This window comes from Streptomyces sp. NBC_01450, from assembly GCF_036227505.1.
Lineage (GTDB): Bacteria > Actinomycetota > Actinomycetes > Streptomycetales > Streptomycetaceae > Streptomyces.
In genome coordinates, this window is the sequence record NZ_CP109480.1 from 589,137 (window position 1) to 614,485 (window position 25,349).

Sequence of the window (25,349 nt, forward strand, 5' to 3'; positions counted from 1 at the left end):
CGCGCGTTCACGAACCTAGCCTCCATCTGCATACATAGATGCCATCTGCATATGGGGACAGAGTTCATGACACAGTTCAGTGCGGCGACCGAGGGCGTGGTCAAGCGACTGCGGGACGGCATGGCGGGCGGAGTGCTGTCCTTCCCGCTCACCAGCTTCCGGGAGGACGGCAGCCTGGATCTCGAGGCGTACCGCGCTTACTTGACCGCCCAGTTGGACAACGCGCCGGGCGCGGTGTTCCCCGCCTGTGGGACCGGGGAGTTCTTCTCGCTGGACGAGGACGAGTACCGCGCGGTCGTCGGGGCCACGGTCGAGGTCGCCGACGGACGGCTGCCGGTGGTCGCGGGCATCGGCTACGGCTGGGCGCAGGCGCTGCGTTTCGCACGGATCGCGGAAGAGGCGGGCGCCGACGCCGCGCTGGTACTCCCCCACTACCTGGTCGCGGCCCCGCAGGAAGGCCTCGTTGAACAGCTGCGGCGGATCGCGTCCGGCACCTCTCTGCCGCTGATCGCCTACCAGCGCGGTCAGGTCGCCTTCACCGCCGACAGTCTGCGCCGGATCGCGGAGATCCCCACGGTCATCGGCCTCAAGGACGGGCACAGCGACCTCGACCGGCTTCAGCGCCTCACACTCGCGGCGCCCGACGGCTTCCTCTTCTTCAACGGCGCCTCCACCGCCGAGATCCAGGCCCGCGCCTACGCCACCGTGGGCGTCCCCGCCTACTCCTCGGCGGTGCACGCGTTCGCACCCGAGATCGCGAACGCCTTCTTCGCCGCCCTGGGGGACGGCGACGACGCGGGGGTGACCGAGCTCCTGCGCGACTTCTACGTCCCGCTCGTCGAGCTGCGCGACCGGGTGCCCGGCTATGCGGTGTCGCTGGTCAAGGCCGCCGCCCGGCTGCGCGGTCTGCCGGTCGGCCCGGTCCGCGCTCCGCTCACGGACCCGGGCCCGGAGGACCTCGCCGCGCTGACGAAGGTGCTCGACGACGGTCTGAACGTGGTGGGGGCCGTAGGGCTGTCCGCCTGACAGACGACGTCATCTGTCATCCGTCGTCTGTCGTCTGTCATTCGTCTTCCGTCATCTGCCACCCGTCACCCGGTCCAACAGTTCAAAGGGGAACTGAAACGTGCCGCTCCTCGTAGTCGGGATCAGCGTTCTGGTCCTGCTGCTGCTCATGACCAAGCTCAAACTGAACGGCTTCGCCGCCCTGCTGCTGGTGGCGGTCGGCGTCGGTCTGGTCCGTGGGATTCCGCTGGAGAAGATCCCGGACGTCCTCTCCGAAGGCATCGGCGGCCAGGTCGGCGACACGATGCTCACCATCGGGCTGGGCGCCATGGTCGGCCGTGTCATGGGGGATTCGGGCGCCGCCCAGCGCATCGCCGGCAAGCTCCTCGACGCCTTCGGCCCGCGCGGCGTCCAGGTGGCCATGGTGGTGACGTCGATGCTCATCGGCGTGACGATGTTCTATGAGGTCGCCTTCATCATCATCGTGCCCATCGCGTTCACCCTGGTGCGGGTGACCGGCGCGAAGCTGCTGTGGGTCGGGCTGCCGATGTCGATCGCCCTGTCGACCATGCACAGCTTCCTGCCGCCCCACCCCGGCCCCACCGCGGTGGCCGCGACCTTCCACGCGTCCGTCGGTCTGACGCTGTTCTACGGCCTGTTCATCGCCGTCCCGGTCGGCGCGCTCATCGCCCTGGTGTGGCCGCGGCTGCCGTTCATCAGGGCGATGGATCCCACGATCCCCCGGGGCCTGGTCAGTGAGCAGGTGTTCGAGGACGAGGAGATGCCCGGGCTGGGCTGGTCGCTGGGCGTGGCCCTGTTCCCCGTGGTGCTGATCGCCGGTGCCGCCGTGACCGACATGGCCACGTCCGGTTCGGGCCCGTTCCTGCACTTCGTCACCTTCATCGGATCCGCGCCGATCGCGCTGCTGCTGACCCTGCTGCTGGCGATCTGGGCGTTCGGTCCGCGCATGGGCCGAAGCCTCGCGGAGGTCAGCGCCTCCTGCAATTCCGCCGCCCAGGCGATGGCCATGATCCTGCTGGTGATCGGTGCCGGCGGCGCCTTCAAGAACGTCCTCGTCGAGGGCGGGATATCCGACTACATCAAGGACCAGACGCAAGGCTGGTCCATCTCGCCGATCGTCCTCGCGTGGCTCATCGCGGTCATCCTCCGGGTGGCACTGGGCTCGGCGACGGTCGCCGTCGTCACGGCCTCCGGCGTGGTCCTGCCGCTCCTGGCGGGCAGCGGGGCACATCCCGAGATGATGGTGCTCGCCGTCTGCTGCGGTTCGATCGCCTTCTCCCACGTCAACGACCCCGGCTTCTGGCTGTTCAAGGAGTACTTCAACCTCTCGGTCATCGAGGCGATCAAGGTCCGCACCACGTACACGACCGTGCTGGCCGTCCTCGGTCTGGGCGGTGTCCTGGCGGTCGAGCAAGCCCTCGACGTCCTCAGCCTCTGACCCCACCCCCTGATCACCCCCGTACCCAAGGACTTTGAGACGTATGAACAAGAGCCAGCCGACCGTCACCGCCTTCTCCGTCTATCCGGTCGCCGGCCGGGACTCCATGGAGCTGAACCTCTCCGGCGCGCACGGCCCCTACTTCACGCGTAACGTCGTCGTCCTGACGGACTCCGAGGGGCGTACCGGCCTCGGTGAGGTCCCCGGCGGGGAGAAGATCACGCGGACACTGCGGGACGCCGAGTCCCTCGTCGTCGGGGCGAAGGTCGGTGACTACAAGCGCGTCCTGCGCGAGATCGGGGACCGCTTCGCCGACCGCGACGCCGGTGGACGCGGCGCCCAGACCTTCGACCTGCGCACCACCGTCCACGCCGTCACCGCCGTCGAGTCGGCGCTGCTCGACCTGCTGGGCCAGCACCTCGACGTACCCGTCGCGGCGCTCCTGGGGGACGGGCAGCAGCGCGACTCCGTACGGGTTCTCGGCTATCTGTTCTACGTCGGTGACCCCGACCGCACGGATCTGGAGTACGTCCGCGCACCCGACGCGACCGAGGACTGGTACCGGATCCGGCACGAGGAGGCACTGTCGCCCGAGGCGATCGTCCGGCAGGCCGAGGCGACCCACGACCTCTACGGCTTCCGGGACTTCAAGCTCAAGGGCGGTGTCCTGGCGGGCACGGAGGAGGTCAAGGCCGTACGGGCGCTCAAGGACCGCTTCCCCGAGGCGCGGATCACCCTCGACCCGAACGGCGCGTGGTCGTTGCGCGAGGCGATCGAGCTGTGTGCGCCCCTGATGGGCACGCTCGCCTACGCCGAGGACCCCTGCGGAGCCGAGGGCGGCTACTCCGGGCGGGAGATCCTCGCCGAGTTCCGCCGCGCCACGGGCCTGCCGACCGCGACCAACATGATCGCCACCGACTGGCGGCAGCTGACCCACGCCCTGGCCCTGCAGTCGGTGTCCATCCCGCTGGCCGACCCTCACTTCTGGACCATGCAGGGCTCGGTGCGTGTCGCGCAGCTGTGCAACGCGATGGGGCTGACCTGGGGTTGCCACTCGAACAACCACTTCGACATCTCGCTGGCGATGGTGACGCACTGCGGGGCCGCGGCACCGGGCGCGTACAACGCCCTGGACACGCACTGGATCTGGCAGGAGGGCCTGGAGCGCCTCACCGTCGCACCGCCGCGCATCGTCGACGGGGAGATCTCCGTGCCGGACGCGCCCGGTCTCGGTGTCCGGCTCGACATGGAGCGGCTCCTCGCGGCCCACGAGCTCTACCGGGAGAAGGCGCTCGGGGCGCGGGACGACGCCGTCGGGATGCGCTACCTGGTCCCCGGCTGGGAGTTCGACAGCAAGCGTCCGTGTCTCGTGCGCTGAGCCTGTCTCAATCCCTCATGTGAGACGGACTGTTGCCCATTCACCCTTCCGGGTGAGGACCCGCGCCTGACAGACTCCGGAGGGTGCGCGACTTCGACATGCTTGTCATCGGATCCGGCCCGGGTGGTCAGAAGGCCGCCATCGCCGCGGCCAAGCTCGGCCGCCGGGTCGCCGTCCTCGACCGCCCCGACATGGTCGGTGGGGTCTCCATCCACACCGGGACCATCCCCTCCAAGACCCTGCGTGAGGCGGTCCTCTATCTCACCGGCCTCACCCAGCGCGATATGTACGGCCAGAGCTACCGCCTCAAGGAGGACATCACCGTCGCCGACCTGACCGCGCGCACCCAGCACGTGGTCAGCCGCGAGGTCGACGTCATCCGCAGCCAGCTGTCCCGCAACCACATCTCCCTGTTCGCCGGCACCGGCCGCTTCGTGGACGACCACACGGTCGCCCTGGTCGAAGCGAACGGCAACGAGAAGCTGTTGACGGCCGAGCACATCGTGATCGCCACCGGCACCCGGCCGGCGCGGCCCGCGAGCGTGGCGTTCGACGGGCAGACGATCATGGACTCGGACAACGTTCTCAACCTGGAGCGGGTGCCGCGCTCCATGGTCATCGTCGGGGCCGGGGTGATCGGCATGGAGTACGCCTCCATGTTCGCGGCCCTCGGCAGCAAGATCACGGTGGTCGAGAAGCGGGCCGGGATGCTCGACTTCTGCGATGTCGAGGTGATCGAGTCGCTGAAGTACCACCTGCGGGACCTCGCGGTCACCTTCCGCTTCGGGGAGACGGTCGCGGCGGTCGAACGTCATCCACGGGGCACTCTCACGATCCTGGAGAGCGGCAAGAAGATCCCCGCGGACACCGTGATGTACTCCGCGGGCAGGCAAGGCCTCACCGACGAACTCGACCTGGACAAGGCCGGGTTGTCGGCCGACCCGCGCGGTCGCATCAAGGTCGACGAGAACTACCGCACCGAGGTGCCGCACATCTACGCGGTGGGCGACGTGATCGGCTTCCCGGCCCTGGCGGCGACCTCGATGGAGCAGGGCCGTACGGCGGCGTACCACGCCTTCGGTGAGCCGGTGCACCCGATGCACGACCTGCAGCCGATCGGCATCTACACGATCCCGGAGATCAGCTTCATCGGCCGCACCGAGGACCAGCTCACCGAGGAGTGTGTGCCCTTCGAGGTCGGTATCTCCCGCTACCGCGAGCTGGCCCGGGGCCAGATCATCGGCGACTCGCACGGCATGCTCAAGCTGCTGGTCTCCCCGGACGACCGCAAGCTGCTCGGCGTGCACTGCTTCGGCACCGGGGCCACCGAGCTGATCCACATCGGGCAGTCCGTGATGGGCTGCGGCGGCACGGTCGACTACCTCGTCGACGCGGTGTTCAACTACCCGACATTGGCCGAGTCCTACAAGGTCGCCGCCCTGGACGCCACCAACAAGATCCGTCAGATAGACCGCCTCAGGGACTGACCACCGCCAGGGCCCGGCACAGGCGGGACCCGGCACGGGCAGAACTGGCACGGGCGAGGCCCGGGTTGCCCGGTAGGGCGCCCGGGCCTCGCCTCACGTCGATGTCACTCCTTCGCACCGATCGCCTCGACCGGTCGGATCCTCAACAGCATCCGCGTCGGCAGCATCGTGCCCGCCGCCGCGAGGGCCGCCGTCACGCCGGCGATCGCCAGATAGCCGAGGCCTGGCACGGCCGGGATCGGGGTACCGCTCACCGCCATCGACACGAGGACGAGAGGGAACGCGGAGAGCAGGGTCCCGATGCCCACCCCGGCCGCGATGACGATGACGCTCTCCCGCCGCATCATGCCCACGACCTGCCCGCGGGCCGTGCCCGAAAGCCGCAGCAGAGCGAACTCCCGGCGGCGCGCGGCCGTGTTCATCGCCAGCGTGTTGACGACGGTGATCGCGGTGTACGCGATGATCACGCCGACGACCAGGTAGTTGACCCAGGCGTTCGCCCGCTGCTGCGCCAGTTGGTCGTCGACGGCGAGGCCGTCACGGAGCACCGTGCCTGGGTAGGCCGCGGCCACGTGCGACAGGGCCTGGGTCAGGTCGGGTGCCGAGGCGGCGGAGCGTACGAGGACGGACTCGTCGACCTTCCCGGTGGTGTGGGCGAGCAGCAGGTCGTGGTCCATGGTCACGTCGGTGAACCCGAAGCCGCGTTCGTAGACGGCGACGACCTTGGCCCGCAGCGGGGTGCCGTCGCCCAGATGGAGCCTGGCGGTGTCCCCGACTCCGAGCCCGAGCCAGGAGGCCGTGGTGGTGCTGATCGCCACGGTGTTCCGTGACAGGGCCTTCAAGTTCCCTTCCCTCGGCCGCAGATCGAGGGCGCTGCCTAGTGCCCGGGGATCCACGCCCTGCGCGCTGAGCGAGACGGAATCCTGGATGCCGAACATCTTGGCGATGGCGACGACTTTGGACCTGACCAGTCCGGTGGCCGACGCCACCTGCTTCATGTCTTTCACCTTCTCGGCGAGTTCGGGTGACACTCCGGACGGCGCGGTGAGGACGTGGTCGGCGACGAGCCCGGCCCGCAACTGGTCGGCCGACTCCCTGAGCCCGGTGGTCTGCGCGAAGACGACGGTCGAGGAGAAGGAGACGGCGAGTACGAGCGGGGTGATCGCGCCAGCCAGCCTGCCCACGTTGGCCCGGGTGTTGGCCGCCGCGAGGTAGCCGGTGACACCGGTCCGGTTCAGCAGCGGGGCGAGCAGGCGTACGGCGGTGCGGCAGACCAGCGGGCCGAGGACCGCGACGGCGATGACGAGAACGAGTACGAGGGAGTTGGCGAGCCCGACGAGGGTGAAGAAGTCGGCGTTCTGGACCAGTCCGGTGACGAAGATCCCCGCGGACAGCACGAGCAGCACACCGCCGGTGATCCGCCGTCCGCGGCCGAGCCCTGGGGTCTCCACGGCGGCTTCGCCGAGGGCTTCGGTGGGCCGGATCCGCGTCCCGCGATGGGCTGCGGACACCACCGCGACCAGCGCGGTCAGGACGGTGACGAGCACCGCCGCGAGGAAGGGCAGGGGGCTGAGGGCGAGCCCGAAGTCGGCCGGGACGATGCCGTGTCCGGCGAACCGGTCGCGCAGCCAGTACACGAGGAGCAGACCCGCCGGGCAGCCCAGCACACCGGCGAGCAGGCCGGTGGCGGCGGCTTCGGCGGCGACCATGCGCCGGATCTGGCCGGGGGTGGTGCCGATCGCGCGCAGCAGGGCGATCTCCCGGCGGCGGTGGCGGATCGACAGGGACGTGGTGGCGTACAGCACGAAGACGGCGACGAGCAGGACGTTGCCGCCGATCGCGGCGGCCAGGACGACGAGGTTGGAGCCGCTGACGGTGACGTCGAGGAACTCGGCCCGGCCGCGCCCCTCCCCGGTGTGTACGGCGAGGGTGTCGTCGTGGAGCGTGGACTTGATGGCATCCGCAAGTCGGTGCGGTGACGTGCCGGGCGCGGCGAGGACGCCGAAGGCCTGGACGGAGGCTTCGGGGACCGACTGGCGCAGGGTCGCGTCGGCCAGGAACGCCACCGACCGGCGGGGCGCGTCACCGTCCTTCAGGGCGACCAGTCCGGCGACCTGGAAGGTGCGGGGCACCGAGGTGGTCATCAGGCGGATGTCGTCGCCGGGGCGGACGCCCGCCTGTGCGGCGAGTCCGGTGTCCAGGACGATGTCCCCGGCGGCGCGTGGCGCGTGACCGGTGGTCAGCCGGAAGTCGCCGAGGCCGAGGCCCGACCAGTTGTGGGCCGCCACACCCGCGCCGTGGCGTCCCGGCACCGGCTGTCCGGCATCGGTCACCAGCCGCACCGGGGCGCCCGTGTCCGCGATCACGGACCTGACGCCGTCGACGCCGGTGATCCGGCCGGCCAACGAGGCGCGCAGTGGTACACGTTCGGGCAGCGGCTCGGACTGCCTGACGGTCGATCCGTCGAGGTCCTTGAAGGTCTGTTCGACTTCCTGGCGGCCCGCTACGACGACGTCGGCCGCCGCGTACCGCTCGGGGGAGGATCCGGCGCGTATGCCCGATTCCAGCAGGATCCCGCAAGCGCTCAGGACGGCGGCGCCGAGCAGCAGGGCGACGAAGGTGCCGACGAATCCACCCTTGCGGGCCTTGAGCGTCAGCAGGGCGAGGCTCAGCATCAGGCGGCCCTCCGCAGGCCGGCCATGACCTCCGCGACGCGGTCGGCGCTCGGCTCGGCCAAGGCGTCGACGAGGTGTCCGGAGCTCAGGAAGAGGGCGTGGTCGGTGTGTGCGGCGGCCACCGGGTCGTGGGTGACCATGACCACCGTCTGGTGCAGGTCGGTGACCGCCTGCCGCAGCAGCCCCAGGATGTCCCGGGCGGTCTCCGGGTCGAGCGCCCCGGTCGGCTCGTCGGCGAAGATCACCTCGGGACGGGTGACCAGGGCGCGCGCGATCGCCACCCGCTGCTGCTGGCCGCCGGAGAGCTGGGCGGGGAAGCGTGCGAGCCGGTCGCCGAGGTCGACGGCTTTCACGATGTGGTCGAACCAGCCCGCGTCGGCCTGTCGTCCGGCCAGCCGCAGGGGCAGCGTGACGTTCTGCTCGACGGTCAGCGAGGGCAGCAGGTTGAACGCCTGGAACACGAAGCCGATGCGCGTGCGGCGCAGCTCCGTGAGCCGTCGTTCCTTGAGCGTCGACAGGTCCTGTGCGCCCAGGCGGACCACGCCCGAGGTGGGCCGGTCGAGGCCCGCCGCGCAGTGCAGGAAGGTGCTCTTGCCGGATCCCGAGGGGCCCATCACCGCCGTGAACGTGCCGGGTGCGATGCCCGCGTCGACCTTGTCGAGCGCCAGAACGGCCGAGGGGCCATCCCCGTACCGCTTGGTCACGTCCGTCAGCTGTACCGCGTACCGACCGTCGGCCGGCCCGTCCGGTTGTTGGCCCCAAGACCGCACTGTGACTCCTCGACTTCTCAAGTTCCCACTTCTCGCACGGCGTTCCGTGAGTGGTGCTCCAAGTCCACCGGCGGCGGCGGGGCGTGGCCTCGGCCGCACCGTCGAACCGTGGTCTCCCCCGGTCGGGCGAGATCGCCGGTGCCCTCCGCCGTACGGAGGAGGACACGGTCTCCTCGCGCCGCCGGTCACGCGGGGCGCCTCCTCCTTGCGGACGATGCCGCCACGGAGGAGACCGGCCGCGCGCAGTCACCCCCAGGGCAGATCAGCGCACGGGTTGAGCCGTCTAACGTGGGGCGCATGGACCTGATGGACTCGTTCGCCGGGCGCCGTGTGCCCCCGGCCGTCACCGACGCGGGTCTGGCCCTGCTGCTCATCGCCGGATGCGCGGCCGTGCCGCTGGCGATCCCTCCCGGCGGACCCGAACTGCGCTCGCCGGACGTGTGGTTCCTGGTGCTCGTGCTGGTGTCCGCGCTGCCGCTCGCCGTCCACCGCCGGTCTCCGCTGCCCGCGCTGCTGGTGATGTCGGCGGCGGCCGCCGCGCTCCAGGGCCTCCACTACATCCCGCAGCTCTCCGGGCCCGACGGCACCTCCATCGGGCCGACCTACGTGGGCGTGGCCACGGGCGTGTTCCTCACCGCCGTACGGTCCGGTCCCCGTACGGCGACGCTGGTGGTGGCGGCGCTCATCCCGGCCGCGGCCGTCACGGAGTCGCTGCTCGCCCCGGCCGGGCACCGTGTCACCACCCTGCTGACCGAGACGGTGCTGCTGGTCGCCGCGTGGGCGCTGGGCCGGCTGTCCAGGGCGCGCACCGCCATCCAGAACCAGGCGCTGGAACGGGCCGCGGCGATCGAACGCGAACAGGTCGCCAACGCACGGGCCGCCGTGATGGAGGAACGTGCCCGGATCGCCCGCGAGTTGCACGACATCGTCGCCCACAACGTCAGTCTCATGGTCGTGCAGACCATCGCCGCCGACCGGATCCAGGACCGCGACAGCGCCAAGGCCCACGAACTGCACAGCACCATCGAGAAGACGGGACGGGCCACCGTCACCGAGCTGCGCGGGCTCCTGGACGTGCTGCGGACGGACGAGGAGGCGCAGAGCGATCCGAACAAGGAACCGCCGCAGCCCACCATCGACGCCCTTCCCACGCTCGTCGACTCGGTGCGCGCCGCCGGACTCCAGGTCGAGTTCGACACCAGGGGAACTCCCGCCGAGCTGCCGGCCGGTTCACAGCTCGCCGTCTACCGCGTCGTGCAGGAAGCCCTCACCAACACCCTCAAGCACGCCGGTCACACCCATACCGCGCTCACCGTCGCCTGGGAGCAGGAGCGGCACCGGCTCACCGTGCGGCTCTGCGACGACGGACCGCCGCAGGACGGCGAGACCTCCCGACCGCCCACCCTGGCGCGGGGCTCCGGTCACGGTCTGGTCGGCATGCGCGAACGGATCGGCGCCGTGGGAGGCTCCCTGCACACCGGCAACCGCCCGGGCGGCGGATACTGCGTCCACGCGGTCGTCCCGCTCCCCTCCCCCGAACCCGACCCCCAGCACGAAGGGCACGCCCCGCATGCGATCCATCCGCGTCCTGCTGGTCGATGACCAGCCCATGATCCGGACGGGATTCCGGCTCATCCTCGAGGCCGAACCGGACATCGTCGTCGTCGGCGAGGCGTCGGACGGCGCGGCCGCCGTCGCGAGCGCCGAGGCGCTCAGCCCCGATGTCGTCCTGATGGACATCCGGATGCCGCACATGGACGGCGTCGAGGCCACCCGCCGGATCGTGCGGTCGGGTTCGCCCAGCCGGATCGTCATCCTCACCACGTTCGACCTGGACGCGCACGTCGTGGACGCCCTGCGCGCCGGGGCCAGCGGTTTCCTGGTCAAGGACGGTCCCGCCGACTCCCTGGTGGGCGCGATCCGTACGGTGGCCGACGGTGAGGCCGTGCTCTCCCCGCGCGTCACCCACCGGCTGCTGGGTCGCTTCGCCCACCTCGCCGCGCCCACGACGCCGACCGTACCCTCGAAGCTCGACGCCCTGACCGGCCGCGAACTCGACGTGCTGCGCGCCCTGACCCGCGGCCTGTCCAACGCGGAGATCGCGCTCGAACTCGGCGTGGGCGAGACCACGGTCAAGACACACGTCGCCCACATCCTGGAGAAGTACCAACTGCGCGACCGCGTCCAGGCCGTGATCCTGGCGTACGACTGCGGACTGGTCGTACCGCGCGGGGTCAACTGACCGAGGAGATTCGATCGCCCGTGCTAGCATCGGCCCACCAATTGCCAGGAATCCTGTTGATTGGCCACACGGCTCGATGACACGGCTCGATGACACGGCTCGACGATCGGAACCGTATGTCCCTCCTCGCCAGGCCCGCCGTGGCCTCCTTCGCCGCCAAGTCGATGCAGCGCCTCGCCCTGGCGGCCGACCGGCGCCCGGGCGGCCGCGGTTCCGCCGCCGCCTGGCACGCCCGCCTCCCCGAGTTCCCGCGCACCGTACGCGAGTTGACCATCCCGACCTCGGTCGCCCCGGCCCGGGTCACGGTGTATCCGCCCGCGAGCGAGGGCCCACCACCGCCGGTTCACGTCAACTTCCACGGCGGCGGCTACGTCATGCCCCTGACGGAGATCGACGATCCGCTCTGCCGTTTCCTCGCCGCCGAAGCGGGGGTGACCGTGCTCAACGTGGACTACGTCGTCGCTCCGCAGCACCCCTTCCCGGCTCCGCCCCGGCAGGCCTTCGAGGTCGTCCGGTGGATCGCCGAGCACGGCGCCGAGCACGGCTGGGACGGCAGCCGGCTCTCCGTGGGCGGCCAGAGCGCCGGAGGCGGTCTCGCCGCGGCCGTCGCTCGTCAGGCGCTCGAGGAGGGCGGGCCTTCGATCGCGCTCCAGGTCCTGCACTACGCACCGCTCGATCTCGCGACGAGCGCCAAGGACAAGCACGCCGCCATCGCCAAACCGGTGCTGCGGCCGTGGATGGCGGACGTCTTCGACACCTGCTACGTGCCCGACCCGCGCGAGCGCGCCGACCGATTGGTGTCGCCCGCCCATCCCTCGGACACCGCCGACCTCAAGGGCATCGCCCCGGCGCTGGTCGTCACCGCGGAGTACGACCTCCTGAAGGCGGAAGGCGTGCGCTACGCCGAGCGCCTTCAGCGGGCGGGCGCCCTCGTCGAGCACCACGACGTGCCCCAGGTCGATCACGGGTACGACGGCAAGGACGACGAGAAGGCCCGGGAGATCTACGCCCTGATCGCCCGTCATGTACGGCGGTCCGTCGACACCGGGACCGGCAAGGCGGACTGAGCGGGCGTCCGCCCCGAGGCGGACGGGGCGCCCACCGCGCGTCGGACGCCCCGGCCACCCGCTCCTCCATCCCCCTCTCCATGGAGGCGACTGTCAGCCCTGCGAGCGGGCCTCGGGTGGTGTGATGCCCAACTTGCCCGCGCTCTCCGTCAGTTCACGCCACACCTTCGGCGTCACGGGTACCCCCTTCTCGGCACGCCGCACACCCACGGCGGCACTGCGCTCCCCGGGGTAGAAAACCCCCTCGGCGCCGTCCGCCGCGGCCAGGCCCTTGAGCGTGCCGAGGGTGGCGTCGACGGCCGCTGTGAAGCCGTCCGCGTCACCGAAGGCCGCCGGGTCGATGGCGATGAGCAGGGCGTTCTGGCGGTGCCTGCGGCCCTGGGGATCGTCCGAGTGGAAGGCGGCGAAGATCGGTGCTCCGACGAGCACGCTGGTGAGCAGTTCGAAGGCCAGCGACATGCCGGATCCCTTGGCGCCGCCCAACGGCAGCGGCATGACCGCCTTCTCCGGGTCCGTGGTGGGGGTGCCGTCCTCGGCGGCGGCGGCCCCTTCCGGCAGCGGGGTGCCGCTCGTCCTGGCCTGGCGGATCTTCCCCAGGGCGATCGTGGCGGTGGCCATGTCCAGGAGGAGCGGCGCGTGGCTCTCGGCGGGTACGGCGATGGCGAGCGGGCTCGTGGCAACGGCCGCGCCCTTGACCCCGGTGTAGCCCATGTTGGGCATCCCGGCGACGAAGGCGATGCCGACCAGGCCCTGTTCGGCGATCTTCGACACGTAGTAGCCGATGGCGCCGGTGTGGACGGTGCGGCGTACCCCCACGGCGGCGATGCCCGCCGCCCTGGCCCGGGTCACCGCCTCCTCGGCGGCCGCGGTGAGGGCCACCGGGCCGGGCGCGCGGTCGGCGTCGAGGACGGCGACCGCCGGCGTACTGGACTCGACCGTCATCTCGGGCTTGGCGTTGGCCACCCCCTTGGCGAGCAGCTCCAGATAGGCGGGGACCCGTGCGGTGCCGTGGGAGTCGACGCCGCGCAACGCGGCCCAGACGAACACGTCGGCGGTGGTGCGGGCGTGCTCGGGGCCGAGTCCGCCCTTCTCCAGAAGGGCGGCGGCGAAGACGCGTAGATCCTCGGCCGGGACAAGGACCTTGCCCGACTTCGGCGTTGGAGTGTCGGTCATGGTGGCGGGGGCCTCCTGGGTCAGCGGGTGACGAGAACGTCGACGACGGCGGTGGTGCCCTCCGCCACGGCCTTGAGCGCGCGCTCCAGGGCGGGGGCGAGCGCGTCCGGTGCGTCGACCGTCTCGGTGTGCATGCCGAACGGCTCGGCGAACTGCGCGAGCCGGGGCAGCCGGTGCAGGTCGGTGCCGAGCCACTCGCCGGTCTCGGCGGCCGCGCCCTCGGGGTAGAACCTGCGGTGGTTGAGGTTCATCGACTTGTAGACGCGGTTGTTGAACACCACGATCAGCAGCGGCAGGTCGTACGCCTTGGCGGCGTCGTACGACGGGATGACCGGGTTGTACGCGAAGGCCCCGTCGCCGATGGTGAGGACCACGGGCCGTTCCCGGGCGGCGAGTTTGACGCCGAGGGCCACCGCGATGCCCTGGCCGAGTCCGCCCTGCACATAGAAGTACGAGTCGGGGTCGGACGTCTGCACATGGCGTTTGACGACACGGCTGTGTGTGATCGTCTCGTCGACGACGATCGCGTCCCGCCCGTCGAGCAGCCCCCGCAGGGTCGCGGCCACGAGCACCGGGTCGATGCCCTCGGCCTCTGCCGCCTTCGCCTCGGCCGCGGCGATCGCGGCCTGCTCGTCGGCGTGTCGCTCCTCCTGCGCGGCGCGCCGCGCGGTGACGGCGGTCACGGCTGCCTCGTCGGCGTGGGCAGCCTTCGCCCGCTTGGTGAGCTGGCGCAGGGTGTTGGCGACATCGCCCTCCAGGTACCGGTCCGCGTAGAGGACTTGGTAGACGACGTGCGGGCGCTGCGGCACCTCGTCGATGACGACGATCCGCGCCTTCGACGGACGGCGCGAGGGCGGGTAGAAGGGCGCGCGGCAGTTGACGAGGAGGATGAGGTCCGCCTCGTCCATCCATGGGCCGATGTCGCTGCCCGCGTGCAGCGGGTGGGTGCGCGGGAAGTTGCCGCACACGGCCGAGTCGGGCTCGACGACCGGGATGTTCCACGCCTCGGCGAAGGCGAGGAGCGCCTCGAAGCCGCCCGCCTCACGGCCCGCCGTCTCGGTGACGATCACGGGACTGTCCGCCTCGCGGATCAGCTGGACGACGAGGTCGACCTCTTCGGGTGAGCTGTGCGTGGAGCCCGGCGGTACGACGGGCTTGGCCTCACGGCCGTCCCACTCCTCCAGCAGGATCTCCAGGGGGATGTTGAGGTAGACCGGGCCCGCCGGGGCCCGCCAGGACAGCTCCGCCGCACGCGTGATCATCGTGGGCAGGGTGTGGACGCTCGCCGCCTCGTTGGCCCACTTGGTGAAGGGCTGGGCGACGCCGTGCGGGCCACCCACGAGGGACAGGTTGCGGTACCACTGGCCGCCCGGGTCCTGACCGGGTCCGTCGCCGTACGTCGTCGACTCCGAGGAGGCGACCACCATCGGGACGCCGGCGAGGAGCGCGCCGTGGACGGCCATGGAGCCCTGCAGCAGGCCGGGAGCCGCGTGCAGCAGTACGCCCTGCGGCCGGCGCGTGAGAAGTCCGTAGCCGGTGGCCATGCCGACGGCGACGGTCTCGTGGGTCAGGTCGAGGTAGCGCGGGCACGGAAGCCCGTCACGGTGGCGGCGGGCGAGGGACTCCCACACCGGGGCCCATTCGGACCCCGAGGAGCAGAAGAGGTAGTCGGCGCCGACGGCGTTGAAGGCGGCCACGAAGGCATCGCCGCCGTCGGTGCCCGGGGTGTTCCGGGTGTCCGTCATCTCGTGTGCTTCCTCAGCCCTCGATCGGCCAGTTCAGGACTTCGGAGATACCTCGGCCCATGATCCACTCGAGCTCTTCGGGGGTGAAGTCCCAGTGCTTGGTGAACTGTTCGATGGTGTCGGTGTAGGTGATGCCGTGGCCGAGCAACCGGGTGATGTCGGTGCCGTAGAAGCAGCGCTGCGGGCCCATCTTGTCGACCATCTCGCGCACGTACTTCTCGATGTTCTTGTTCGGGAAGGGCTGCGTCGAGTAGCCCGGCAGGGCCGAGACCTTGACGTAGATGTTGGGGTGCTCGGCGAGGTCCGCGGTCTCCTGGACCCAGTAGCCGATCGCGTCGTCCACACAGCGGGCCATGATGCCCATGTGGTCGATGATGATCTTCAGCCCGGGGTGCTTGGCGGCGATCTGGCCGAGCTCACGCTTCCAGATCGGGGCGTGGACCATGGTGGGGATGGAGAGCTCCTCGGCGATCGGCCAGTACCAGTCGTTGGTCCCGTCGATCATCCAGTTGCGATCCTGAGGTCGGTGGAAGGTCAGCCGGGTGCCCTTGATGTACGGGTTCCGCGCGAACTCCTTCAGCAGGGCGGTGCCCTCGACCGGGTCGTCCTGCGGGACGCGGGCCATGATGCCGAAGCGGTCCGGGTGCGCCTCGCAGGCCTCGATCGCGTAGTCGATGCGGTTGCCCTCCCACGACGGGGGCAGGATCAGCGCCCGGTTGACCCCGGCCTCGTCCATCAGCTCGAGGGCCTCCTCGTAGGAGAAGGGGTCCTCGCGGTGGCCGTTGAGGCGGATGCGCTCACGCGCGCCCGGGACCCAGGGGCGGTCCGGGGTCTCTTCCTTCCAGATGTGGATCTGCGTGTCGACAACGAACATGTCCTCAACTCTTTCTGCCGAAGGGGAGGTGCTTCCCCCGAAGGGGAGGTGCTTCCCTCGATGGGGATGGCGGGGTGGTGTGGAAGAAACGCTAGGCGGGTGGTGAGGCCTTGCCGAGTCCCGGGGATGCAAGCACTACTTGCGCGAAAGGGCCCTGTACGCAGGGCATTTTCAGATTGCGGAAGCGTTGCCGAGGGCGGCGTCGGCGATATGTTCGGCGACCGCCATGGAGGCCGTGGCGGCCGGGGAGGGCGCGTTGCGGACCGCGGTGATCCGGCCCACCTGATGGATGCGGAAGTCGTCCACGAGCGTGCCGTCCGGGTCCAGTGCCTGGGCGCGTACACCGGCTCCGCCGCGGACCACGTCCGAGACGCCGACGCCGGGAACGTACAGCTTGGCGTCCTTCATGAACGCCGCCCTGGACAGCGAGCCGCGGTACTCCCTGATGCCGGTCCTCCAGTGCCGGGCGGCCATCCGCCAGGAGCCGGGGTAGGCCGCGAGTCCCGCGAGGTCCTTCGGCGAGATCCTGCCGAGCGTGTAGCCCTCCCTGGCCAGGGCCAGGACGGCGTTCGGACCGACCTCGACCGAGCCGTCGACGCGGGGGGTGAAGTGCACGCCCAGGAAGGGGTAACGCGGGTCCGGGACCGGGTAGACCAGCCCGCGCACCAGGCCCGTCCGCTCCGGCTTGAGCAGCATGTACTCGCCCCGGAACGGCACGATCCGCGGCTCCTTCCTGTCCTGGGCGAGTTTGGCCACGGCGTCCGAGTGGAGACCCGCGCAGAGGATCAGCCGGTCGACACGGACACGCTCCTGCCCGGAGGCCACCTCGATGCCGCCGGGCACGTCGGTGAGCGAGGTGACCGGGAATCCGAGCCGCACCTCGCCGCCCGAGGCCTCGATGTCCTTGGCGAACTCCCGGGCGATCGCCGGGTAGTCGGTGATCGCGGTGCGCGGGGAGTACAGGGCCGCGATACCCCCGGCATGGGGCTCCAGCTCCTTGATCTCCTCCTTGGAGACCTTCCTCAGCTCCGGCACGTGGTTGTTGCGGGCCCGTTCGTAGAGGTTCTCCATCCGGCCCAGCTCGTCCCCGCGCACCGCCACGACGAGCTTGCCGATCTCCGCGTACGGCAGCCCCCGGTCCTGGCAGTACTCGCGCAGCACGGACACGCCCCGCACGCACAGCTCCGCCTTGAGGCTGCCCGGCGCGTAGTAGATGCCGGCGTGCACGACGCCCGAGTTGTGCCCGGTCTGGTGGACGGCGACCGCCCGCTCCTTCTCCAGCACCACGACCCGGGTGCCGGGGCGGCGCAGGGCGATCTCACGCCCCGTGGCCAGGCCCACGATGCCGGCGCCGACGATGCCGACCGTCTCGTCAGCCATCGGCATCCTCCTTTCCTTTCTGAGGCCCGTGCTCACACCCGTCGGGCACCGAAGTGGACGGCGACCGTCTTGACCCGGGTGTAGAAGCGCAGGGCTTCCTCGCCCTGCTCCTTGAACGGCGACCCGGAGTCGCGGAAGCCGCCGAAGGGGTGGTGGACGTCCCAGCCGGAGGTGGTGGTGTTCACCGCGATCTGGCCGCACTCTGCCTCGTCGGCGAAGCGGTACGCGGCGGCCAGGTCCCGCGTGAACACGGCGGCGGCGAGGCCGAAGACGGAGTCGTTGACCGCCTCGACCGCCTCTTCGAAGGAGTCCACCGGGAGCAGCACGACAACGGGCCCGAACACCTCCTCGCGCCAGATGTCCAGCTCCGGGGTCACCTCGCCGAGCACGGTGGGATTGACGTAACAGCCGTGGCTCAGTGCCTCGTCCCGCGGCTGGTCGCCGCCGACGAGGACCGTCGCGCCCTGCTTGACCGCGCGCTCGATGTCGGACAGGACTCCGTCACGCTGACGGGCGCTCACCAGCGGCCCCATCGTGGTGCCCTCGGCGAGGCCGGGACCGACGCGCAGCGCGGTCGCCTCGGCGAGCAGCAGAGCGGTGAACTCCTCGCACACGGGCCGCTCGACGATCACCCGGCTGGTGGCGGTGCAGCGCTGTCCTGACTGGGCGAAGCCCGCGGCGGCGACGGCCTTGGCGGCCGCGGTCAGGTCGGCGTCGGCGAGCACGACGGTGGCGTTCTTGCCGCCGAGTTCGCCCTGGAAGCGGATGTTGCTGTGCGCGAGCCGGCCGCGCAGGGCCTCGCCGACCTCGTTGCTGCCGGTGAAGGTGAGCGCGGCCAGGCGCGGGTCGGCGATCAGCGCCTCGGAGATCTCCGCGCCGCGGCCCGTGACCACGTTGAGGACACCGGCGGGCAGACCCGCGTCGTGGAGGGCGCGGGCGAAGTGCAGAGCCGCCTGCGGAGTGTCGGTGGCGGGCTTGAGGAGGGCCGCGTTGCCCGCCGCGAGGCAGGGCGCCAGCTTGCGGGCCGGGGTGATCAGCGGGTCGTTCCACGGGGTGATCGCGAGGACGACGCCGAGCGGCTCTCGCTGGTGGTGCGTGCGGGTGTCCGGGCGGACGTCGTGCACGAGGGTCCCGTACCCCTGGCGGGCGACACCGGCGTAGTACTCGAGAAAGTCCGCGGCCTTGATCGTCTCACCGGTGGCCTCGGCCCGGGTCTTGCCCATCTCGGTCGCCAGGTCCTCGGCGATCTCCGCGAGGCGCTCGCGCAGCAGCCGGGCCGCGTCGGTCATGATCCGGGCGCGTTCGAAGGGGCTGGTGCGCTTCCAGACGGCGAACCCCTGCTCGGCGTGGTCGTAGGCGCGGATGACGTCGGCCGCGCTCAGTGCGGGGACGCGGGCGACGGGGGTCCGCAGATCGGAGGGGTCGTGGACGTCGATCCACTCGCCGGTCGCCACCCACTCTCCACCGGAGAGGGTTTCCAGGGTTCGCATGAAGATCACTTCCTTCGTCCGCCGCGGTGCGGGTGCCGCGGTCTGCACAGGGAGCGGCCACAGGGGGCCGGATGCGACAACACACCATGTCGGGGCCGTGCCACCAGCCCCGCGCAGGCAGTCATTGCTTGCGCCGCGCGCGGGTCGGCGGGCGACTGATCCGTGCTGGAATCTGCAGGCCGGACGGCTTGTACGACGCCGCCGGGAGTCGGAGTCCCTAAGGAGAGACAGACATGGCCTACGCAGTCGTCGCCCACTACCGCTGCGAGTCCGCCGACGAGGACACCGTGCGCGCCGCGCTGCTGAAGGCGCGCGAGCACACCCGTGCCGAGCCGGCGAACCTGGCGTACGAGGTGCACGCCGAGGTGGACCGGCCGGGCGGTTTCGTGCTGTACGAGCAGTACGCCGACCGCGCCGGCTTCGATGCGCACAAGGTCGCCGGTCACTTCACCGAGCTGATCGTGGAGACCGTGTGGCCGCTGCTGACCGAGCGCACGGTGACCTTCGCCGAAGTCCTCTGAGACCCTGCCGGGAAGCGCGGGCGCGCTTCCCGGCCTCCGTGCCGCCCCTCGTTCAGAACTCGTTGCCCCAGCAGTAGCGGGCGACGGTCTCCACCAGCACCAGCTTGCGCCGCTGGTTCTCGGCGCTCAGCAGCGGCCGGGTCGCGGTGTCCGCGAAGCCGCGGGACGGCGATACGGCCATGTCCTCGAGGTCCTTGACCTCGGCGGCGGCGTCGATACGGGCCATCACGGTGTCGATGTCCTCGAGTGCGGACACGGTCGCGTCCACCACGCCCAGGCACGCGTCCCGGTCCTCCGGCAGGGCCTTCACCAGGTCGAGTTCGGCGTCGGTGCCCTTGTCGTACGGCAGGATCCAGCGGTCGGCCGGGATCCCTCCGTACAAACGCTCGGCCCTGGCCCGGTCCACCGCGGCGGGTGCCTCCCAGCCGGGGCAGACGCCGATCCTGACTCCCTCCGGGCGCTCTTCCAGTCGTATCGCCAAGGCGTCGACGGCCAGCGCGTCCTCGAAGGACAGTGCGCCGGGGGCGACCGGGTCGGCCCCGACATGGCCGATCAGGAGCGGGTTGTTGAGCTGGACGAGCCGGACGCCCCGGGAGACCAGCAGCGCGATCTCCGCCTGGATGATCTCCGCGAGGGCCTCCCCGAGTTCGCGGGCCGAGGAGGGCCCGCCCGACGTAGCGAGTTCGGGCTCGAAGGTGGTGGCGGCCAGATAGGCCGGGGAGGGCAGCGAGGCCTTGGGGGCGATCACCGTCAACTCGGTGAGCCGCCCGGCCCAGTCGGCGAGCAGCGGACCGTTCGCCTTGGGCAGGGTTTCCGCCACCCAGCGCGGGAGGCCGTCGGAGGTCTCCGTGTCCAGGCGACGGAAGCCGGAGACGGCGTCGAAGACCGCGCTGCGGAAGTCCTCGCGGGGGAAGTCCCCGTCGGTGACGACGGTGGTGCGCAGCTTGCGCTGGAGGGCCACCGCTTCCCCGACCGCCTCGCGTTCGGCCTTCAGCACGATCTCGGGGTCGCCCTCGGCCCGCGCGGTCAGGAGGGTGCCGGGGCGGACCAGGCTGCCGTGGTGGTCGATGCGGTAGTTGAACGTGTCCGCCATGGCTCAGGCTCCCTTCTCGGTCTTCTCGGTCTTCTCGGTCTTCTCGGTCTTCTCGGAGTCCGGGTCCGGTGTGCCCGCGACGCCCCAGGCGGCGAACTCCAGCTCGTAGCCGAGGGATTCGAGGACGTCGTCGGCGACCTGCTGGTCCTCGTCCGCGGTGCCGCCGGCGATACCGAGGCCGCCGATGATCTCGCCGTCCTTCTTGATGGTGACGCTGCCCTCGGTCGCCGTGATCGGCAGGGCCGCGCCGGGCAGCTGGGAGAGCTGGGAGAAGAAGACCGGCTGGCTCTCCTGCCACTTCTTCAGCATCTTGCCGGGCCGCTGCATCACGGCCGCGGTGTACGCCTTGGCGCGGGCGATGTCCGGGGTGAGCGGACGCGCGCCGTCCGAGCGGCGGACGCTGATGACAAAGCCTCCCGAGTCGACCACGGCGACACTCACCGCCTTCCCGAGCGACTGGGCGCGCTTCAGGGCGGCGTCGACGATCTCTTCGGCGGCATCGAGGGTGAGGCTGCTCATGCGGCTTCCTTCTGTGCGGTGAGGGTGCGACGCAGCTGGGCGACGGCCGCGTTGTACTGCTCGGGCACCTCCCAGTACATGGAGTGCGGGGCGTCCGGGACGATCTCCAGATGTGAGCCGGGCAGCAGCTCGTGGGCGCGGGTGACGGTCTTCACGCTGAGCACCGCGTCCTTCTCCGCGGCCAGGAAGGCGACCTTGACGCCCGAGTTCTGGATCTCCTCCAGCGAGGGGCCGTCGGTGTCGAGGTTGCGCAGGTCGGCCATCTTGGCGACGTTGAAGGTGCCCATCTGCTGGAAGAGGAAGGTGAGGTCGGGGCGCTCCCGCTGGAACCGCCGGGTGAGCAGGCGGTCGATGACGGGGAGCTTGACGGCCTCGGCGCGGTCGGCGGCGGCCAGTTCCTTCAGCTCGGGGTGGCTGATGCCGCCCAGGGAGTGGCCGAGGGCGATCGACGAGACACGCTCGGGACGCAGAAGGGCGGCGCGCAGCGCGGCGACCGAGCCGATGGACTGGCCGACGAGCATGACGTCGGTCAGGTCCTCCTGGTCGAGTACGGCGACCACGTCGCCGGGGAAGTCCTGTCCGTCGAACTCGGGCTTCGAGGCGTGCGGACGGATCGGGGCGTGGGACTTGCCGAAGCCGCGCAGGTCCACGGTGACGACCGTGAACTCCTCGCGCAGCGCCGCCACTTGCTGCCACCACGCGGCGTGGTGGCCGCCGCTGCCGTGCACGAACAGGATCGCCGGACCGCTGCCGTGGCGCTCGTAGTAGATGGGGGTGCCGTCGGAGTCGGCGAGGGGCATGGCAGGGAACTCCTAGCGAGGTAAAAGGGTGAACTCCGGCCGGAATATGGTCAGTTGGGGCGCCTGCCGTGGAAGACCAGCTCGATCATGGTGTGGTCGGGATCGTGGATGTAGCAGAACTTGGACTGGTTCTCCGGCCGCTCGATCGGGCGGGTGTGCCGGATGCCCAGCTCCTTCAGGTGGGTGAGGAAGTCGTCCCAGTCGTCGACCTCGACGGCGAAGTGATAGGGCGCCATGCGCTCCATCTCCTCGACCGGGGTGAAGTGCAGATCGAAGTTGCCGCGGGTCATCAGCACCACGCGGGTGTTGGACTTGGGCATGATCCGCTTCATACCGAAGACCTTGGTGTACCACTCGGCGGTCCGGTCGGGGTCCGTGGTGGGGAAGTTGACGTGGTGGATGTAGCGGGGTGCGGTGCTCATGACGGATTCCCTTCGCTGTGTACGGGGTTGGACAGGACACCGATGCCGCTGATCTCGATGTCCACGGTGTCCCCGGGCTCCAGTTGGCAGGTGGACTCGGCGCCCATCCACAGCACGTCGCCGGGTTGCAGGGTGATGTGCTTGGTGATCTCGACGATGTGGTCGAAGGGGTCGAAGACCATGTCGCCGGTCGCGAACGAGGCGCGGACCTCCCCGTTCACACGGAGCGTGGTGGTCTGCGCGAGCGCGTCGACATCGGTCTCGATCCAGGGGCCCATGGGCTTGAACGTGTCGCTGTTCTTGCTGCGCCAGAACGAGCGGTCCTGGTGCTGCCAGGTGCGGGCGCTGACGTCGTTGCCGATCGTCCAGCCGAAGACCGACTCGCGGGCCTCCTCATGGGTGGCGTGCCGGAGGGTGCGGCCGATCACCGCGACGAGTTCCGGCTCGGCCTCGAACCGGCCCTCGACCTCAGCCGGTTTGACGATGGGCGAGAGGTGGCCGGTGAGCGCGTTGTTGGCCCGGTAACCGACCTCGGGGCGCGCGGGGTTCTCGGCGTGTGCGTGCGCGATGTGGCGCGGGTAGTTCATGCCGACCGCGTAGAACACGGGCGGGACGACGACGGGCAACCAGTGCGCGGTGGCGATCGGCACGGTGCCGATGACGGTCGGGTCACCTTCCAGGGGGGACTCGGACAGCAGCTCGACGTCCTCCTCCCCCACCCGGCCCCACACCGCCCGTCCGCCGACCGAGACACGGGTGTATCGCATGACGCTCAGCCCGCCAGCAGATGGGAGACGCGCTTGGTGATCAGGTAGGCGTCGAGGGCCTCGGGCCCGCCCTCCCTGCCGTATCCGCTCTCCTTGACGCCACCGGAGGGGGCTTCGCTGACGGAGCCGCCGCAGTGGTTGACGGAGAGGATGCCGGCCTCCAGTTCACGCACCAGGTGCTCGGCGGTGGCGGCGGACTCGGTGAAACCGTAGGCGGCCAGGCCGTACGGCAGCGCGTTCGCGGTCGTGAGCGCCTCGGTGAGGTCGCCGAAGGAGGCGATCGGCGCGATCGGCCCGAACGGCTCCTCGCGCAGGAGGTCCGCGTCCGCCGGTACGTCGGTCAGGACGGTCGGCGCGAAGAAGTACCCGGCGCGGTCGAGGCGTTCGCCGCCGGTGCGGACCGTCGCTCCGCGGCTGACGGCGTCGGCGGTCAGGCGCTGAACGGCCTGGAGCCGCCGTTCGTTGGCGAGCGGTCCCATGGTGGTGCCCTCGGCCAGGCCGTCGCCGACGACGACCGCTTCGGCGGCCTTCACGAACTCCGCGGTGAAGTCGTCGACGAGGCTCTCATGGATCAGGAACCGGCTCGGCGAGGTGCACACCTGTCCGGCGTTGGCGAACTTCGCCTGTGCGGCGCGGCGGGCGGCCCTGGCCGGATCGGCGTCCGCGCACACGATCACCGGGGCGTGGCCGCCCAGCTCCATCAAGGACGGCTTCATGACCTCACCGGCCACGGCGGCCAGCAGCTTGCCCACGGGGACCGAGCCGGTGAAGGCGATCAGACGGGTGAGAGGGGAGGCGATGAGGTGGGCGGAGACCTCGGCGGGTTCGCCGAAGACGAGGTTCAGCGCACCGGCCGGCAGACCCGCGTCCACGAAGCACCCGACCAGGGCGGCGGCGGTGGCGGGCGTCTCCTCCGAGGCCTTGATGATGAGGGAGCAGCCCGCGGAGAGCGCGGAGGAGATCTTCCGCATCGGGCCGCCCGCCGGAAAGTTCCAGGGGACGAACGCGGCCACGGGACCGATGGGTTCACGTCGTACGGACAGCAGGGTGCCGGGGGCGGAGGGGATGATGCGGCCGTAGGCGCGGCGGGCGTCGTCGGCGTGCCAGCGCAGGGTGTCCGCGACCCGGCGGGCCTCCCCGGTGGCCTCGGCGAGGGGCTTGCCCTGCTCCAGGGTCATGATCCGCCCGACCTCGGCGCTGCGCTCGGTGAGCAGGTCGGCGGCGGCGTGCAGGACGGCGGTGCGCCGCGCGACGGGCGTGTCGCGCCAGGTCCTGAAGCCTTCGGCGGCGCCGGCCAGGGCGCGGTCCAGGTCGTCGGTGGTGGCGAGCGGTACTTCTCCGATCACCTCCTCGGTGGCGGGGTTCACGATCGGGGCGGTCCGTCCGGTGCCGCCCTGGCACCACTCGCCCGCTATGTACATGCGGACGGCGGGATAGCCGTGGTCGGAGGTCATGAGTGGGTGCCCTCTCAGGCTGGCGAACGAAGCGAAAAGGGGGTCCTCCGGGCGAAGGCGGCGGAGGGTCAGGAGGCGGAGGCGTCCTGCTGGTCGCGGTTGGTGCGCAGCGCCCAGATGTGGTGGGGCGGGGTGGTCTCGTGGACCCGGGTCTCGTAGCTGTCGTCGACCCTGTCCATGTCGGCGGCGTACTCGACCCGTCCGCCGCAAGGCGCGTGCACGAACCGGAAGACATTCGAACCGACGGTGTGGCGGCCCAGTCTGCGGGCCTCGCGCCAGCCGTGGTCGATCATGTAGTTCCCGCCCTCGATGACGTCGTCGAAGCCGGGCACCTCGTACGCGACGTGGTTGACGCCTGCCTTGTCGGGGCGGTGGCACAGCAGCATGGTGTGCTGGTCCTGGTCGCCCGGGGCCCGCATGAAGACGCCCATGGGTTTCACCACGTCGGTGGGCCAGAAGCCGAGGCGCTCCACGTAGAACGCGACGGCCTCCTCGCGGCCCTCCTTGAGGATGTTGAGGGCGACATGGCACATCCGCAGGGGGCGGACGCGGATGATCGGCTCCAGGGCGGTGTTCCAACGGTCCACGCTGCCCGGCGCGTTGGCGGGCCGGGGGGTGACGGGCGCCGGCTTCGGCCGGGCCAGGGTCAGTCCGACCCCGAAACCGGTCTCGTCCACGGTGTGGAACACCCCGGCGGCGTCCTCCCGGACGGCCCGGTCCCGGCCGACGGCCTCGACCAGGCGCGCCAACTCCTGCGCGGTGTCGACGCCCCACACCACCTCGCGCAGGGTGGGACCGGCTTCCACCGGCGGCGGCAGCAGTGGCCCGGGGTCGGTGTCGAGGCGGAGGGTCTGCCCGGTGAGCGTCTCGAACACCGCGTACTCGTCGGTCCGTTCCACCAGGAACAGTCCGAAGTCGTCGAAGAACCGGGCGCATTCGTCGAGGTCGCCGATGCCGTAGGTGACCGATTCGATTCTCTGGATTCCCATGGTCTCCTCGTTTCACGGGTCGCCTGGTGAGCGTAGATT

General features: G+C 70.7%; 22 protein-coding genes. 8 read left to right on the forward strand and 14 right to left on the reverse strand.

What is annotated here, in order from left to right:
• The first annotated feature begins 66 nt into the window (after positions 1 to 66).
• The 4 genes from OG568_RS02720 to sthA all read left to right on the forward strand — a co-directional run bounded on the left by OG568_RS02720 (position 67) and on the right by sthA (position 5,329).
• Positions 67 to 1,026, forward strand: a complete 960-nt coding sequence (locus OG568_RS02720) for a 5-dehydro-4-deoxyglucarate dehydratase (RefSeq protein ID WP_329530102.1) — start codon at positions 67 to 69, stop codon at positions 1,024 to 1,026.
• A 100-nt stretch (positions 1,027 to 1,126) separates the two neighbouring features.
• Positions 1,127 to 2,464, forward strand: coding sequence for a GntT/GntP/DsdX family permease (locus tag OG568_RS02725; protein ID WP_329530103.1), 1,338 nt, complete (start codon positions 1,127 to 1,129; stop codon positions 2,462 to 2,464).
• 43 nt (positions 2,465 to 2,507) lie between these two features.
• Complete coding sequence (locus tag OG568_RS02730) at positions 2,508 to 3,842, forward strand: enolase C-terminal domain-like protein (RefSeq protein ID WP_329530104.1); 1,335 nt, start codon at positions 2,508 to 2,510, stop codon at positions 3,840 to 3,842.
• 83 nt (positions 3,843 to 3,925) lie between these two features.
• Positions 3,926 to 5,329 carry a Si-specific NAD(P)(+) transhydrogenase gene (sthA, locus tag OG568_RS02735; RefSeq protein ID WP_266424233.1) on the forward strand — a complete coding sequence of 468 codons (1,404 nt, stop codon included), beginning with the start codon at positions 3,926 to 3,928 and terminating at the stop codon, positions 5,327 to 5,329.
• Positions 5,330 to 5,433: 104 nt separating this feature from the next.
• Here sthA and OG568_RS02740 read toward each other — a convergent pair whose 3' ends face one another.
• Both OG568_RS02740 and OG568_RS02745 read right to left on the reverse strand, forming a co-directional pair.
• Positions 5,434 to 8,004: an FtsX-like permease family protein gene (locus OG568_RS02740; RefSeq protein ID WP_329530105.1), complete on the reverse strand. Its 2,571-nt coding sequence runs from the start codon at positions 8,002 to 8,004 to the stop codon at positions 5,434 to 5,436.
• Complete coding sequence (locus tag OG568_RS02745; protein ID WP_329530106.1) at positions 8,004 to 8,774, reverse strand: ABC transporter ATP-binding protein; 771 nt, start codon at positions 8,772 to 8,774, stop codon at positions 8,004 to 8,006. The genes OG568_RS02740 and OG568_RS02745 overlap by 1 nt, the downstream gene beginning before the upstream one ends.
• A 297-nt stretch (positions 8,775 to 9,071) precedes the next feature.
• On the opposite strand from OG568_RS02745, the gene OG568_RS02750 reads away from it, so the two are divergent.
• The 3 genes from OG568_RS02750 (at position 9,072) to OG568_RS02760 (ending at position 12,083) form a co-directional block, all read left to right on the forward strand.
• On the forward strand, positions 9,072 to 10,376 hold the full coding sequence (locus OG568_RS02750) for a sensor histidine kinase (protein WP_329530107.1): 1,305 nt from the start codon (positions 9,072 to 9,074) through the stop codon (positions 10,374 to 10,376).
• Positions 10,345 to 11,016, forward strand: coding sequence for a response regulator transcription factor (locus OG568_RS02755; protein ID WP_329530108.1), 672 nt, complete (start codon positions 10,345 to 10,347; stop codon positions 11,014 to 11,016). Before OG568_RS02750 ends, OG568_RS02755 begins: the two co-directional genes overlap by 32 nt.
• A gap of 116 nt (positions 11,017 to 11,132) precedes the next feature.
• On the forward strand, positions 11,133 to 12,083 hold the full coding sequence (locus OG568_RS02760; protein WP_329530109.1) for an alpha/beta hydrolase: 951 nt from the start codon (positions 11,133 to 11,135) through the stop codon (positions 12,081 to 12,083).
• Positions 12,084 to 12,176: 93 nt separating this feature from the next.
• Here the strand turns inward: OG568_RS02760 and OG568_RS02765 are convergent, their stop codons facing one another.
• The 5 genes from OG568_RS02765 to OG568_RS02785 form a co-directional block, all read right to left on the reverse strand.
• A complete protein-coding gene (locus OG568_RS02765; RefSeq protein ID WP_329530110.1) occupies positions 12,177 to 13,256 on the reverse strand; it encodes an Ldh family oxidoreductase in 1,080 nt (359 codons plus the stop codon).
• A 20-nt stretch (positions 13,257 to 13,276) separates the two neighbouring features.
• Entirely contained in the window at positions 13,277 to 15,001 is a 1,725-nt protein-coding gene (locus OG568_RS02770) for a thiamine pyrophosphate-dependent enzyme (protein WP_329530111.1), read from the reverse strand.
• Positions 15,002 to 15,014: 13 nt separating this feature from the next.
• Complete coding sequence (locus OG568_RS02775; RefSeq protein ID WP_329530112.1) at positions 15,015 to 15,875, reverse strand: amidohydrolase family protein; 861 nt, start codon at positions 15,873 to 15,875, stop codon at positions 15,015 to 15,017.
• Between the two features lie 171 nt (positions 15,876 to 16,046).
• On the reverse strand, positions 16,047 to 17,255 hold the full coding sequence (gene lhgO / locus OG568_RS02780) for an L-2-hydroxyglutarate oxidase (RefSeq protein ID WP_329530113.1): 1,209 nt from the start codon (positions 17,253 to 17,255) through the stop codon (positions 16,047 to 16,049).
• A gap of 32 nt (positions 17,256 to 17,287) precedes the next feature.
• A complete protein-coding gene (locus OG568_RS02785) occupies positions 17,288 to 18,745 on the reverse strand; it encodes an aldehyde dehydrogenase family protein (protein WP_329530114.1) in 1,458 nt (485 codons plus the stop codon).
• A 233-nt stretch (positions 18,746 to 18,978) separates the two neighbouring features.
• On the opposite strand from OG568_RS02785, the gene OG568_RS02790 reads away from it, so the two are divergent.
• A complete protein-coding gene (locus OG568_RS02790; RefSeq protein WP_329530115.1) occupies positions 18,979 to 19,266 on the forward strand; it encodes a putative quinol monooxygenase in 288 nt (95 codons plus the stop codon).
• A 52-nt stretch (positions 19,267 to 19,318) separates the two neighbouring features.
• Here OG568_RS02790 and OG568_RS02795 read toward each other — a convergent pair whose 3' ends face one another.
• The 7 genes from OG568_RS02795 to OG568_RS02825 all read right to left on the reverse strand — a co-directional run bounded on the left by OG568_RS02795 (position 19,319) and on the right by OG568_RS02825 (position 25,310).
• Positions 19,319 to 20,359 carry a methionine synthase II (cobalamin-independent)-like protein gene (locus OG568_RS02795; protein WP_329530116.1) on the reverse strand — a complete coding sequence of 347 codons (1,041 nt, stop codon included), beginning with the start codon at positions 20,357 to 20,359 and terminating at the stop codon, positions 19,319 to 19,321.
• A gap of 3 nt (positions 20,360 to 20,362) precedes the next feature.
• Positions 20,363 to 20,878, reverse strand: coding sequence for a GlcG/HbpS family heme-binding protein (locus OG568_RS02800; protein WP_329530117.1), 516 nt, complete (start codon positions 20,876 to 20,878; stop codon positions 20,363 to 20,365).
• Positions 20,875 to 21,678: an alpha/beta fold hydrolase gene (locus OG568_RS02805; RefSeq protein WP_329530118.1), complete on the reverse strand. Its 804-nt coding sequence runs from the start codon at positions 21,676 to 21,678 to the stop codon at positions 20,875 to 20,877. The genes OG568_RS02800 and OG568_RS02805 overlap by 4 nt, the downstream gene beginning before the upstream one ends.
• A 50-nt stretch (positions 21,679 to 21,728) precedes the next feature.
• Entirely contained in the window at positions 21,729 to 22,100 is a 372-nt protein-coding gene (locus tag OG568_RS02810; protein WP_266589698.1) for a VOC family protein, read from the reverse strand.
• Positions 22,097 to 22,867 (reverse strand): fumarylacetoacetate hydrolase family protein, encoded by a 771-nt coding sequence (locus tag OG568_RS02815; protein ID WP_266424276.1) that lies wholly within the window; start codon positions 22,865 to 22,867, stop codon positions 22,097 to 22,099. Before OG568_RS02815 ends, OG568_RS02810 begins: the two co-directional genes overlap by 4 nt.
• A gap of 5 nt (positions 22,868 to 22,872) precedes the next feature.
• Positions 22,873 to 24,321: an NAD-dependent succinate-semialdehyde dehydrogenase gene (locus OG568_RS02820; protein ID WP_329530119.1), complete on the reverse strand. Its 1,449-nt coding sequence runs from the start codon at positions 24,319 to 24,321 to the stop codon at positions 22,873 to 22,875.
• 68 nt (positions 24,322 to 24,389) lie between these two features.
• Positions 24,390 to 25,310, reverse strand: a complete 921-nt coding sequence (locus OG568_RS02825; RefSeq protein ID WP_329530120.1) for a VOC family protein — start codon at positions 25,308 to 25,310, stop codon at positions 24,390 to 24,392.
• Positions 25,311 to 25,349 lie beyond the last annotated feature (39 nt).